We start from the raw sequence: 13,527 nt of genomic DNA on the forward strand, positions 1-13,527 counted from the left end.
AACAACATTTTCATTGAATCTATAGCGAAAAACTCGGCCCGGCCTACCTTTTCCGGACAATGACGATACGCCGGTTGTCGGCGTCATTATGGAAAACGACATTCTTGGCGCGCCACTCGCCCATGCGTTTCAGCGCGTAGGCATAGACCGTCCCGCTGCCCCGGGGGCCGCTCACCGTAAACGAGATGTTGGCCTCCCCGCTCGGGCCGCTGGTCTTGGTGTTGCCCGAGACAAACCAGCCTGTCTCGACCGGCGAGCCGAGAATCTCGCTGGCCGCGGGGTGTGATGTCACTTTACGCAAGGCAAGCTGGTAGGCGCCCGATTGTTTCATCATGTACATCACGCCCGAGAAAATGCCGCCAAAGAGCAACAAAAACGCCAAAATGGCGACGCCGCCCCACACACCCCATTTGCGCTGGGTGCGCTTGAACGCCTCGACGCTATCCCAATGGTTGTTGCGCCAGGCCCACTCGTTTCCCTTCGCGCCCAGCACAAAGGGCATCGCCATATTCACGAAGGGAACAAACATGAGAAGCGCGATATAGGTTTTGTTCCCGATGCCCCATATCCAGTTGAGCAAAAACGCGCCCCAGTTCCAGCCCCTGATCTCCTCGGGGACCGCCGTCCCCTTGCCCTGTCCTGACGTATTGGTCATGAAGCCTCCCGCCTTAGCCCATGTTTCCCTTTTAATTTTTTACACGGAGACATTTTAGCCGAAAATGGCATCTCCAAAATAAGAATTTTTCACCCGGCGCCCGATTCAAATCAGCCCCGCCTCGTTGAAATTCCACAGCCGCAGCCCGATTCTCGCTTCCACAAATAAGACACATATGTCCTATTTTATTTTCTTTACATCCCCGGAAATGTTCAATATAGTCAACCTATTCAAAAGGTTGATTCGAAATTTCGCCCAGAGATTTTGCCTTTAAAGTACCTCATTGGTGTGTTGCCGGTGGGGGCCTTTGTATCAAAACATGCAGGATGTGTTGATGTTTAAAGGGTTTTAGTTTTTTTTATTTCTACTAACGTTCTAAAGGTATGAGGGGACAACAAATGAAAAAAGTATTGGGATTCGCGTTTATGGCTGTTTTCACGATGCTGTTTACGGTTGGGTTGGATACTGCCGAGGCCAAGGGCAAAAAGAGCCCCGAGTCGAAGCTAAAGGGCACCTACGCCAGGACCCGCACCCGCACGTGTATCCGCACGAACGGCGTTTTTGATTCCAACAGGAGAATCGCCCCTGCGTATCCGGGCCAGAACCCTTACGGCCATACGAGAACGAATGTTATCTCGGGCAACGCGACGTTCAACGGCGACGGCACCGGCACGCTCGAATCTGATGGCTTGTCGATCCGTAACATAACGAGCCCCAGCCAGGGCGGCACTGGCCCGCATTTCAACTTCACGGGCCCGGGAACGTGTGATTTCAACTACACGGTGAATTCAGACAATAGCTTTGAGGTCGTAATCTCTAGCTGCTCATCATCCAACGGCAGCTCCTCGAGTGGCACTGTGGTCCAGGGACAGATTGGCAGAGGCGGTCAAACGCTCATCATCTCTGACACCGACTCCAACGTCGAGACAATTACGACGGGCAGCGGCAGCACCGTCAGGCGCATCTGCAACCGCAGCGGCGTGGCTGTGAAGGTGAAGAAGTAAGCGTAAAATATTCAGGTTAACCAGCCGCCTCCCGGCTCAAACCGGGGGGCGGTTTTTTTTTGCGGGACTATCTCGAAAATTTGATCGCCCCTTTGCTGATGTTCACCAGATATCTCGCCTCGCACATATTTTCGCCAAATTGACAGGCTCGGGGCCCACTGCCTACGATGAGGGCGCAGCTTTTATTAGGCAGTGCCGGTGGATGTGAAAATGAAGCTCTTTAGCGCCCTCCCGGAGCCTGGATATCGCCATGACAACGAGAATTTCGGCCATACTGCTTGCCGCCGGGCTATCGAGTCGCCTTGGGCGCAACAAGCTGCTCGCCTCGCTGGGCGGGAAGGCGGCGGTGCGTAGAGTTGCCGAGGCGGCTCTAGCCTCTAAGGCGGCAGAGGTGGTGGTGGTCACGGGCCATGAGCGCGAAGGGGTCGAGGCGGCGCTGGCGGGATTGAGCGTGACGTTGGTGCATAACCCCGATTTTGAGAGCGGGCAGGCCTCCTCGCTTGTGGCGGGCGTGAGAGCGGCGGCCCCTGAGGCCGATGGGTACCTCTTTGCCCTTGGAGATCAACCACTTATAGGCACCGGCCTGATCGATGAGCTGATCGAGATATTCGCCCTATCAGATGCCACGCTCGCCGCCGCCCCCGTTATTAATGGCCGGCGCGGCAACCCGGCACTGATATCGGCAAGCCTGAAAGCTGAGCTTGAAGCGCTGCGCGGAGACGAGGGCGCACGCGGCATCATCAAGACAATTGAGAATGAGTCGCCCTCGCGTTTCATGACTGTGGTGTGCGGGGCCGAGGAGATGTTCTGGGACATCGACACGGAAGAGGATTTCGAGCGCGTTCGGGCGAGAATCGAAAACACCCGCAAAAAATTAGAAGACGCTTAATTCACCGAATCTTTTCAGACAGGAGAGAAAAAAATGATAGCGCCGTTTCAGATCGCCAAGGGCCCCCGCGTACGCTTTGGCCGAGGCGAGGCCGCTTTTGTCGGCGAGGAGGCAAAAACCCTCGGGATGAGCCGCCCCATGGTGTTGACAGATCCCGGCGTCGCGGCGAGTGGTGCGCTCGATCCGCTCCTGGACGGCCTCAAGAAATCAGGGTTGGAACATCACCTCTACGCCGAAGTCGAGGCAGATCCTTCGGACACGAGCATGGCCCGCGCGAGCGAGGCTTATGCGTCGAATAATTGCACCGGGCTTATCGCCGCGGGCGGCGGCAGCACCATCGACACCGCCAAGGCGGCGGGAGTATTAATTTCGAACGGAGGCGCTATTCACGACTACTTTGGTTTTGGCAACATCCCCTCCCCGCCGCCGTCCCTTATCACTGTCCCCACCACGGCGGGCACGGGCAGCGAGGTGACATGCAGCGCCATCGTCACCGACACCGGAAAAAAGATTAAAGCCGTCATGGCGAGCCCACTCATGTTCGCACAGGTGGCCGTGGTGGATCCGGGTCTTCTGGCCAAAATGCCGGGTCCCGTCGCAGCGGGCACGATGATGGACGCACTCACCCACGCCATTGAATCAATGGGCTCGCCCAAGGCCGGTCCCTGGACCCGTGCTCTATGCCTTGAGGCCATCGGAAACATCGGCGCCCACGCCCGCCGTTTCGTGAATGATCCCTCAGAGCCCGAGGCCGCTAGCGCAATTTCCATCGCCTCAACCTGGGCAGGACACTCGTTCACCAACACCGGCCTTGGCATCGTACATTCGCTCTCGCACCCCATCGGCTCCTATCACCACGTACATCACGGCACCTCGAACGCCATATTCCTTCCGCCCGTCATGCGCTTCAACCTCCAGGCTGTGCGAGCTGACTACGCCCAAATCGCCCCACTTCTACAACACCCCGATGACGAGAAAATCGACTCCTCAAGCGAGGCTGCCCCTCAGGCGGCGATCAACGCCATTCAATCGCTCGTTAAGGACATCGGCATCCCCGCCACACTGCGGGAGGCCGGCGTAGCGGATGAAACGGACTTCAAGATAATGGCGAAGGATGCGGCCGAGAGCCCTCAGGTACTCACAAATCCGATCCCGGCCAGCGAGGCGGACATGCTCGCGCTCCTACGCGCCGCCCTCGACGGATAAAGGAAGTCACCATGAACACCCACGAGCCCGCGCCCAGACCCGAGAGAATATTCTGGCTGCCCCCGATGATTTTCATCATCAACATCGCGGGAATGGGCCTCGTCCTCGCTTACAGCCGCTTCAACCTGAGGCCGTTCCTCCCGGCCCACGAAACGACCTCCCTCCAGCCGCTGTGGCTGTTTTTATTCATCACCTTTTTCGTGCCGACCTCATTGAGCGCCTGGTATCTCCGGCCAATATACGGGTGGGTGCGCGGGCGAAAGCGCTCCCGCCCGGACGAGAAGGAAACAGCCCCGCCCCTGGTGGAGCGGGCCGCCAATATCCCCGCCGTGATGGGCGCTCTGTGCCTCGGTTCGTGGGCGCTGCTCGACATCATGGTCCTCGTCCGCATCATCTGGATTTTTTCCGATCCGACGATCGGAATGGTCCTTCATTTTTTCATCCGTCCGCTGCTGGCCGGGCTGATCGCCTCGACCGCCGTGACGTTTCTATCGGAGTACCTCTGCCGGACGCACCTGTGGCCCGTTCTGTTTGTGGGAACCCAATTGCAGGAAAACGCCCGGCTCTACCGGATCAAGGTGGGACACCGCCTTTTTCTGCTATGGCTAGCCATCAGCTTCCTGCCCCTGAGCGCAGCGGCCTTCACCGCCGCAATCCGCATGAACAAGCTGAACGCCGCATCCGACCCGCTTCTCCTTCGCGTCATCATGGCTATCATGCTGATCGCGGTTTCGGCGGCCATCGGAGGTGCCTGGTTGGCATGGCTGGTTTCGCGCTCCATCGGGCGCCCACTGCGCCGCCTTGAGAGCGCGATGGCGAAGCTAAGAGGGGGTGATTTCAAGGTTCGTGTCCCCGTAACTTCCACCGATGAAATCAGCGCTCTCGAGGAGGGCTTCAACCTCATGACCACGCGGCTGGCCGAGAGCTATGAATCGCTCGAATCCCGCAACCAAGAACTCGGCGAGGCACTGGATCGTGTCTCCTTCCTCGAGAAAGTAAAATATGGTCTCGACCGGTTCGTTCCCGACACCGTTCGCCGCCTAATCGAAGAGGATCCGAACTCCCCCGCCCTTGAAAAGCAGGCCAGGGATGTCACCGTCCTTTTCCTAGACATCGAAGGGTATTCGCGGTTAAGCGAAACCCTGCCGCGCGAGAAACTCACTGAAATCATTGAGCGATATTTCTCCTCCTATCTTTCGGATATTCGAGCAGAGGGAGGCGACATCAACGAAACCGCAGGCGATGGACTGATGATCCTGTTTCAGGAAGGAGAGGCAAAAGCACACGCCTCAGCCGCCGTACGGGCAGCCTTGGCCATCCGAGAGAAAACTACCGCAGAGAACGCCCGCAACCCAGAAGGCTTTCCACCCATCGCCGTCAACATCGGCATTAGCTCGGGCGAGTGCGAGGTAGGCTCGACACGTCTGCGGGAAATCTCGGGAGAGCGCTGGACATTCACCGCAACGGGCCCGGTAACGAATCTCGCCGCTCGCCTCGGAGATTGCGCCGTCGGCGGTCAGATTCTTCTCTCGCCCGAAACCGCCCTACGGGTGGAGGGCAGATTCCATCTCCGAAGCATGGGCGAGCAGTCCTTGAAGAACCTTGCCGAGCCGGTCGAGGCCTGGGAAGCGTTATAAGAGAGGATCGTTCAAGAAATATGGTGCTCATGACATCTTGAGTAAAGGATTTTCCAATGCCACTCGGTGAAATCATCTTTTCCAATGAGCAAATTCAGGCACGCGTAGCGGCGCTTGCCGGGGAGATTAATGCCAAGCTCCGTGCAGAGAATCTACATGTCATCCTCACGTTAAAAGGGGCCTTGTTTTTTGGAACTGACCTCATCCGTGCGATGAACAGAGAGCTAAGCGTCGGCTTCATCTCGGCATCAAGCTACGGTGGGGGAACCGAAAGCTCGGGGCAGGTCCAGCTCCGCATCAGGGATGCCGGAGAAATCACCGGACAACAGATTCTAATCGTCGAGGATATTATCGACACCGGGCGGACACTCGAAACAATAGTGAATGCCGTGGGCGTACAGAACCCGGCCTCGGTCCATACGGTCGCTTTCATCGACAAGCCCGCTCGCCGCGAAGTGAAATTTGAGACTGATTTCACAGGATTTTCCGTGGAAGATGTTTTCATCGTGGGCTACGGCCTCGACTATGCCGAGGGGTGGCGTTCACTTCCAGACATCCACGCTTTTAAGCCATAAGCCGATACTCCGCCGAGAGTGTACGAATAGAGGAGACCCTTCATGACCGCTTGGCTTGAAAAATTCTTCGACCTCAAGGAGAACAACACCACAATCGGCGCCGAATTCCTTGGCGGCACCACAACCTTTCTGACGCTTTCCTACATTATATTTGTGCAACCCGTGGTTCTCTCGGCTGCCGGAATGGACCCGGGAGCCGTCCTGACCGCCACCTGCCTGGGCGGTGCAATTTTCTCGGCCCTCATGGGCGTCATGACCAACTACCCCATCGCAATGGCTCCCGCCATGGGTCACAATTTTTTCTTCGCCTTCACCGTTTGCGGCGCCACCGCAGCAGGCGGGATGGGCTATCAGTGGCAAGAGGCATTGGGCGCTACTGCCGCCGCCGGACTCTTTTTCATCTTCCTCAGCCTCATCGGTGTCCGGGAGAAGGTTCTTCATTGCGTGCCCAAGTCTCTCCGCCACGCCATCGCAGTCGGCATCGGTCTACTCATCGCCCTCGTCGGCATGCAATACGGCGGACTCGTAATCGGAAGGCCGGGTACCATCATCGGGATGGGTGCTCTGACCTCCCTGCCGGTGCTTCTGACCCTGTTCGGGCTTGTGCTGACCGGCACCTTAATCGCATTAAAATATCGCGCCGCTATCCTTATCGCCATGATCGCCTCGGCCCTGGTGGGTATCGGAACAGGCCTCATCGAATTCAAGGGCCTTGTCAGCATGCCGCCTTCGCTCGCTCCGACGTGGCTTCAACTCGACATTACCGGCAACTGGCTAAAGTCCAGTTTCTGGACTGCGATTTTCATTTTCCTGTTCCTCGATATGTTCGACTCGGTGGGCACGTTGAGCGGAGTGGGCGAGCGAGCGGGGCTTATCAAGAACGGCATTCTACCCAAGGCGAGAGAAGCACTCACGGCGGACGCCCTGGCCACTGTCGGCGGGGCAACGATGGGGACCTCCACCATCACCAGCTATATCGAAAGCGCCGCCGGGGTCTCTGCCGGGGCGAGAACGGGACTCGCCAATATTTTCACTTCTCTGTTCTTCATTGCAGCCCTGTTCTTTAATCCGCTAATCGAGACCATCGGAGGCGGCAGCGCAGTGGACGCCAAGAAGGTACTTTATCCGGTTATCGCGCCTGCCCTCATCATCGTGGGGGCGTTTATGATCCCTGGCCTTAAGGAAATTGACTGGGACGATCCGACTGAATATCTTCCGGCCTTCTTATGCGCCATTATCATGCCGTTCACCTTCTCGATTACCGAGGGAATCGCCTTCGGATTCATTCTCTACTCGTTCCTAAAAATAGCCACCGGTCGGGGCAGCGAGCCCAATCAACTCGTCCATGGTATTTCCCTGCTCTTCATTCTCCGCTACGCGTTTCTCGCCTCATGATCTTCTCGCCGGAGCCTCGCCCCAGGAGGCTGCGAGACATGCCGGGCGTGAGATTTCACGCTCTGGCGAAACTTTCGGGCAACGAGACACAGGGAATCAGGATAAGTTCAGACTGTAAATTAGAATTTTTTAGGGGGGCAAATATGGTTATTTATGTCTGCTCATTTTCTTTCTAAGTTTTTCAACGGCCTTCTCAAAGGCATCCTCTTGATCTTCATCCGGCAACCGGAACAGCAATCCAGCGTTCCAGACCGACTCATCTTCCGATAGGTCCTCTTTCACCCAGGCAACGGATATCCTGCCGGAGAAAACTTCTTTCTCAACTCGGATGGCACCCTCGGTCGCCATACCCACGGTCGGCTCGTTTTGGAGATGGACCATGAATCCACCGAGGCTGATGTCCTCGGGACGCAGCCAGTCATTGGCCAACTCCGGGGCCTCAATCAGAACAGGCAATTTATAGCGGACATTTTGTCGCTGCTCCGCACCGCTGCTCATGAAACCTACACCTCCGTGTGAACAAATTGGCCTTCTATCGTCCAAGCATATACAAAGGAAGAAAGGGTATCAATTAGTTAAACCTTAGTATGTTCATTTTGGGGCATCCGCCCTGAGATGGGGTCGCACACAACCCGAGGAGCCCGTTCAACGTGACATTCGCCCTTATCCTGGCACACAACAAGGGCCCGAAGTATGATGGGCGGCGCTAGCAAAATTTCTATTAACCCAGAGGCCCCTCATGTCCACACCCAGGCAAGCCCACATCATTGAAGTAGGAACGCGAGACGGCATACAGGCAGAAAAACAGTTCGTCGAGACCGAACAGAAACTACACATGCTTGAGCTCATCCTCGCGGCCGGGGTGAGGCGGGTCGAGGCCACGAGCTTCGTGAGCCCTAAACATGTGCCCCAACTGGCGGACGCCGAGGCAGTGCTGGCGGCCATGCCGCGTCCTGAGGGAGTGGAGTTCGAGGCGCTAGTGCCTAACATGAGGGGGATGGAGCGTGCGCTCGCCTGCAGGCTTGACCGCATTGTGCTCTTCGTCGCGGCGAGCGAGGGATTTAACCTCAAGAACCTGCGCGCGGGCCGCGAGAAAATGCTCGACGCAGCCAGAGAGGCCGCCAAAGAAGCACTTGGCGCGGGGCTAAAAGTAAGGGGCGGGGTCGTCACCGCCTTTGGCTGCCCTTATGAGGGCCAGGTGCCCGCCGAGGCGGTCGAGTGGATTGTGGGTGCTTACGCCGACATGGGCTGCGATGAGGTGGCTCTTGCCGATACGGTAGGCATGTCGAATCCAATCTCGATACGGGCTTTGGTCGGGCGCATGCGCGAAAAATTCCCCGCTATAAATTTCACACTGCATTTGCACAACACCCGCGGAGCGGGGCTGGCCAACCTTCTCGCGGGGCTCGAGGCCGGGGTGGACACCTTCGACACCTCCATCGGCGGGCTGGGCGGATGCCCCTTCGCCCCAAGGGCGACGGGCAATATCTCCTCCGAGGACACCGTCAACATGTTGCACGAGATGGGTGTTGAAACCGGAATCGACCTCCCAAAGCTTCTTGAGGCGGTCGCCTATGCGGAATCCATATTTGGCCGCCAGCTACCCGGCCAGCTACTCCATGCAGGCCCACCTGAATGGGACATTTCAGCGGCCTAAAAACCTACCGAGAAAACAAAGGACCACAGCAAAGCGGTGGAGATGCCCTCTCCTGCTATCCGGCATCTTTATTTAAAGAGCGGCCCAAGGTAGGCCTGGAGCAGCCCAATCATTTTCGTGGGTGCGGTGACGAAACCCAGCAAAAAAATTCCGCCGATGATGGACGCCGCCTTTTTCCACAACCCCGATTCATGGCGCATATAGTGATTTATCGCGCCATCGAGCTTGTGGAAATGCGCAGCAGGCACCCGGCGGCTGATAAATCGGTCGGCATTCGAAAACCGGGGAAGTCGGGGCATATGCGCAAAACCTCGCTCAAGCGTTTAAACAAAACTGAAAGACAGGATACCAGAATCCGACGGATTTACATCTCATAAATCTTCTACACCATCAGTCTTGGGCCGTCTCGTCTAAATAGCGCATGAATCTCACCAACATCTTTTTTAAATCACCACCTGACAAATTCTGCATCAAAAAGTCCTTAAAACATCCTTACGGAAGGTAGGGTGCTATATAAGTACTAAACAATTCAACGGATCTCCCAGGTGCGATAATCGCCGCTAGCAACAATGAAAACGTGACAATCATCAATACCTTTTTAATTATCCCAGGCTTTCGGCTACTAAAATCGTCTAGTGCATCTTCCATTTTGTTGAAATGTTTGTCGGCAATATTTCGGGTAAATCATCTGGCAAACCTGACTCCAAGTATTCTCTCTTCCCTGGACAAAAACCACAACAAAATAGATATAATTATTATTACGCATAATTCTATTTATTAAATAATTAATCGCAACTACTCAAATACATTATGTCACTGAATTTTAGGGGCCAGGGACTCCATTTCCTTACAAAATCAATTTTTTTTATTTTGAGATACAAATCGGATTGGCCACAAAATAAAAGCGCCACCGTTGAATCATACCTTTCACATAATGTGGCCGATAATTTATAATTTCACATTTGCTTTTTTCTGTACCCCCATGAAAAACGCCCCATGCCTTGACAATAGGTAATTTCAGAGGCATCTTGCCCATCTCAGTCCAACGTATACAAAATTCAGCATCCATTTTTTACCAATTCCAGGAGATGTGATGCCAGATCCAATTGAAGACTTGCGCGGTCGCCTAGAGGTGACTAGGGCCCAGGGCGGAGAAGCTGCCAAGGAGCGCCAGCGTAAACAAGGGAAATTAACGGCCCGCGAGAGGCTCGACCTTCTCCTCGATCCGGGCTCTTTTTCCGAAATCGGGGGATTTGTCGAAACCCGCTCATCCGATTTCGGGATGGCCGATAGGCACATCCCAGGCGATGGCGTCGTCACCGGCAGTGGCACGGTCAACGGCCAGCTCATCTTTGCCGTATCCCAGGACTTCGGCACCCTAGGGGGCTCGCTCGGTGAAATGCACGCCGCCAAAATCATCAAGGCCCAGGAACTGGCTCTTAAAGCGGGATGCCCCATCGTCCAAATCCTAGACTCCGGCGGCGCCCGAATACAAGAAGGCGTCCTCTCCCTCCATGGTTATGCCCAAATTTTCCAGCGAAACACCATCGCCTCGGGCGTCATCCCCCAAATTTCGGTCATCCTCGGCCCCTGCGCAGGCGGGGCCGTTTACTCGCCCGCTATCACCGACTTCATCTTCATGGTCGAGGGGCTGAGCAAGATGTTCATCACCGGGCCCGACGTCATCAAGGCCGTCACAGGCGAAGAGGTCACGTTCGAGGAACTGGGCGGAGCCGCCGTCCACAGCGCCACCAGCGGCAACGCTCATTTCGTTGCCGCCGATGAGCGCGAATGCTTCGCCACGGTGCGAAAGCTCCTCTCGTTCCTGCCGTCGAACAACCTCGACGATCCACCGCTTTCGGACGCATGTGAATGGCCCCCGGACGAAAATCCCGATTTAAACAATATTGTTCCTGCCGAATCGACGCAGTCATACGACATCCGCGACATCATCGGCAATGTCTTTGATCACGGGGATTTCCTCGAGGTCCACGCCGACTTTGCCCCGAACATCGTCGTAGGCTTTGCCCGCCTTGCCGGGCGGCCTGTCGGTGTCGTCGGGAACCAGCCCGCCAACCTCGCAGGCGTTCTCGACATCAACAGCTCCGACAAGTTGGCGCGTTTCGTTCGCTTCTGCGATGCCTACAACTTGCCGATCTTCAACTTCGTCGATGTGCCTGGCTACCTACCGGGCACCCAGCAGGAATATGGTGGTGTCATCCGCCACGGCGCCAAGGTGTTGTTTGCCTATAGCGAGGCCACCGTGCCCAAGATCGCCCTCATAATTCGCAAGAGCTACGGAGGCGCCTACATCGCGATGAGCGGCCTGGGGCTCGGCTATGATCGCGTACTCGCCTACCCCACGGCAGAAATCGCGGTGATGGGCCCGGAGGGTGCGGCAAACATCATTTTCCGGCGCGATATCGAGGCGGCTGAGGACCCCGAAGCCCTGCGGAAAGAAAAAATCGATGAGTACCGCGAAAAATTCGCCAACCCCTACAACGCCGCCAGCCAGGGGCTTGTCGATGCCGTCATCGAGCCGGCCCACACCCGGCGCGAGTTAATCCGGGCGCTTGAGATGACGGCGAGAAAACGTGAATCGCGCCCTGAGAAAAAACACGGGAACATCCCGCTCTAAACGGAAGAGGACATTGCCTTGACTCATCTCTCCAGCGCAATAGGGCTCACTATCATCGGCATGTCGGTGGTTTTCCTCTCCCTCCTCACGCTGATGTACGTTATCAAAATACTGGACCGTATTTTTTCTGATGCGCCCGAGGCGGAAAAGCCAGCCAATACACCCAGGGCTGACCAGGATACGGAAGAGCTTCCCCTCGTTCTCGCCGCTGCTGCGGGATATTTTCTTGAAACGCAAGGAGCCGACGTATTCACAACCGAGGTGAGCCGAGGTAGCGATTCCGCCTGGGCCCGCCGTGCGCGCGCCGAGAGCGCATTTCCCAGGAGGCCGCGTTGAAAAAATTTAAAATCACCATCGGAGACAAAAACTACGAAATCACCGCTGAGCGGGACTCGGCGAACCCCTCTCTCCTCAACCTCACAGTGGACGGTAACGCCCACAGCATTCAAATCGAAGAAGAGGAGGCGCCTAAATCCACCCCCGGGCCTCGCCGAGCGGCTGCGCCCTCCAAACCCAGCGGCGGTGGTGGCGGCGAGGGCAGCATCGTTGCCCAGATTCCGGGCACGGTGCTCGACGTCGAGGTATCTGTGGGGGATTCGGTCAACGAGGGTGACAGACTGATAGTTCTTGAGGCCATGAAAATGGAGAACGTCATCACAGCGGAGAGCAGCGGCACTGTACAGTCTGTCAATATCGCCAAGGGCGATAAGGTCGTAGCGGGCCAGCTCATGATGGAGATTTCATGACGGGACTTCTAGACTCCATAAACCGCTTCATCCTGGCAACGGGTTTCGCCCAGCTTGCGCCCGGCGACATCCTGATGCTCTCCATTGCCTGCGTACTCCTCTATCTGGCTATCCAAAAAGGCTTTGAGCCCCTGCTGCTGCTACCCATCGGATTTGGCCTTCTTCTCTCGAATCTTCCGGCGACAGGCATTTTCGATAAGGGCGGCCTGATCAGCTACTTTTACTTCGGCATCAAGGCAGGGGTATTTCCGCCACTGATATTCATGGGCGTCGGCGCACTCACCGACTTTGGCCCGCTCCTCGCAAACCCCAAGACCATTCTATTAGGGGCGGCCGCACAGTTCGGCATATTTGCCACCCTTATCGGGAGTATTTTCCTGGGATTTAACTTACCCCAGGCCGGGGCCATCGGGATTATCGGTGGGGCGGACGGCCCCACGGCCATCTACACAGCCTCAAAACTCGCTCCCGAACTGCTCGGGCCCATCGTCGTTGCTGCCTACAGCTACATGGCCCTGGTGCCCATTATCCAACCCCCCATCATGCGAGCGCTTACGACCAAGGAAGAGCGCATGCGCGTCATGGTTCAGCTCAAAGAGATTTCCAAGCCCGTTCGAATTTTGTTTCCTATCGTATCGACCCTGCTCTGCGGGCTGCTTCTCCCCTCGGCGGTTCCCCTCATCGGCATGCTGATGCTGGGCAACCTGTTTCGGGAATCCGGGGTAGTGGACCGCCTGCTCGACACCTCGGAAAATGCGCTCCTCAACATCGTGACAATTTTTCTTGGTGTCGCGGTCGGCGCCTCGATGAACGCCGAGACTTTCCTCAAATGGGAGACCATCGGAATCCTCGTACTAGGCCTCATCGCATTTAGCATCGGGACGGCTACCGGCATTTTGTTCGGTAAACTGATGGCGGCATTTAGCTCGACACCGATCAACCCGCTTATCGGCGCGGCGGGGGTGAGCGCGGTGCCGATGGCGGCACGCGTCGCCCAGAAGGTAGGGGCCGAGGAAAATCCGCAAAACTTTCTTCTCATGCACGCAATGGGCCCCAATGTGGCCGGCGTTATCGGGTCCGCAATTGCAGCAGGCGTGCTGTTATCATTAATAACACCGTAGGGGA

Annotated in this window: 14 protein-coding genes; 11 read left to right on the top strand and 3 right to left on the bottom strand. The window is 56.4% G+C overall.

The genetic code is table 11. The features are described 5' to 3' along the window. Positions 1 to 43: 43 nt before the first annotated feature. Positions 44 to 655 (bottom strand): hypothetical protein, encoded by a 612-nt coding sequence (locus HOJ95_08555; GenBank protein ID MBT6394742.1) that lies wholly within the window; start codon positions 653 to 655, stop codon positions 44 to 46. Between the two features lie 398 nt (positions 656 to 1,053). Between HOJ95_08555 and HOJ95_08560 the strand changes: the two genes are divergently transcribed. The 6 genes from HOJ95_08560 (at position 1,054) to HOJ95_08585 (ending at position 7,361) form a co-directional block, all read left to right on the top strand. Further along, on the top strand, positions 1,054 to 1,659 hold the full coding sequence (locus tag HOJ95_08560; protein ID MBT6394743.1) for a hypothetical protein: 606 nt from the start codon (positions 1,054 to 1,056) through the stop codon (positions 1,657 to 1,659). Between the two features lie 250 nt (positions 1,660 to 1,909). After that, on the top strand, positions 1,910 to 2,548 hold the full coding sequence (locus HOJ95_08565; protein MBT6394744.1) for a nucleotidyltransferase family protein: 639 nt from the start codon (positions 1,910 to 1,912) through the stop codon (positions 2,546 to 2,548). Positions 2,549 to 2,581: 33 nt separating this feature from the next. Continuing rightward, positions 2,582 to 3,754: an iron-containing alcohol dehydrogenase gene (locus HOJ95_08570; GenBank protein ID MBT6394745.1), complete on the top strand. Its 1,173-nt coding sequence runs from the start codon at positions 2,582 to 2,584 to the stop codon at positions 3,752 to 3,754. 11 nt (positions 3,755 to 3,765) lie between these two features. Continuing rightward, positions 3,766 to 5,391, top strand: a complete 1,626-nt coding sequence (locus HOJ95_08575; protein ID MBT6394746.1) for a HAMP domain-containing protein — start codon at positions 3,766 to 3,768, stop codon at positions 5,389 to 5,391. A 56-nt stretch (positions 5,392 to 5,447) separates the two neighbouring features. Further along, positions 5,448 to 5,966, top strand: a complete 519-nt coding sequence (gene hpt, locus HOJ95_08580) for a hypoxanthine phosphoribosyltransferase (GenBank protein ID MBT6394747.1) — start codon at positions 5,448 to 5,450, stop codon at positions 5,964 to 5,966. Between the two features lie 42 nt (positions 5,967 to 6,008). Further along, entirely contained in the window at positions 6,009 to 7,361 is a 1,353-nt protein-coding gene (locus HOJ95_08585) for an NCS2 family permease (protein ID MBT6394748.1), read from the top strand. 147 nt (positions 7,362 to 7,508) lie between these two features. On the opposite strand, the gene HOJ95_08590 is transcribed toward HOJ95_08585, so the two are convergent. Further along, positions 7,509 to 7,859, bottom strand: a complete 351-nt coding sequence (locus tag HOJ95_08590) for a PilZ domain-containing protein (protein MBT6394749.1) — start codon at positions 7,857 to 7,859, stop codon at positions 7,509 to 7,511. A gap of 241 nt (positions 7,860 to 8,100) precedes the next feature. Here HOJ95_08590 and HOJ95_08595 point away from each other — a divergent pair, with 241 nt between their 5' ends. Further along, the gene (locus HOJ95_08595; protein ID MBT6394750.1) at positions 8,101 to 9,018 is read left to right on the top strand and encodes a hydroxymethylglutaryl-CoA lyase; all 918 of its coding nucleotides are present in this window, start codon (positions 8,101 to 8,103) and stop codon (positions 9,016 to 9,018) included. A gap of 68 nt (positions 9,019 to 9,086) precedes the next feature. On the opposite strand, the gene HOJ95_08600 is transcribed toward HOJ95_08595, so the two are convergent. After that, entirely contained in the window at positions 9,087 to 9,317 is a 231-nt protein-coding gene (locus HOJ95_08600) for a hypothetical protein (protein MBT6394751.1), read from the bottom strand. A 794-nt stretch (positions 9,318 to 10,111) separates the two neighbouring features. On the opposite strand from HOJ95_08600, the gene HOJ95_08605 reads away from it, so the two are divergent. From HOJ95_08605 to HOJ95_08620, 4 genes are read left to right on the top strand one after another with little or no spacing between them, the layout of a single operon-like run. Next, the gene (locus HOJ95_08605; protein MBT6394752.1) at positions 10,112 to 11,656 is read left to right on the top strand and encodes a methylmalonyl-CoA carboxyltransferase; all 1,545 of its coding nucleotides are present in this window, start codon (positions 10,112 to 10,114) and stop codon (positions 11,654 to 11,656) included. A gap of 18 nt (positions 11,657 to 11,674) precedes the next feature. Beyond that, positions 11,675 to 11,992, top strand: a complete 318-nt coding sequence (locus HOJ95_08610) for an OadG family protein (GenBank protein MBT6394753.1) — start codon at positions 11,675 to 11,677, stop codon at positions 11,990 to 11,992. Continuing rightward, positions 11,989 to 12,402 carry a biotin attachment protein gene (locus tag HOJ95_08615; protein ID MBT6394754.1) on the top strand — a complete coding sequence of 138 codons (414 nt, stop codon included), beginning with the start codon at positions 11,989 to 11,991 and terminating at the stop codon, positions 12,400 to 12,402. Before HOJ95_08610 ends, HOJ95_08615 begins: the two co-directional genes overlap by 4 nt. After that, entirely contained in the window at positions 12,399 to 13,523 is a 1,125-nt protein-coding gene (locus HOJ95_08620; GenBank protein ID MBT6394755.1) for a sodium ion-translocating decarboxylase subunit beta, read from the top strand. The genes HOJ95_08615 and HOJ95_08620 overlap by 4 nt, the downstream gene beginning before the upstream one ends. The last annotated feature ends 4 nt before the right edge of the window (positions 13,524 to 13,527 follow it).

Source organism: Nitrospinaceae bacterium (genome assembly GCA_018669005.1).
GTDB lineage: Bacteria > UBA8248 > UBA8248 > UBA8248 > UBA8248 > UBA8248.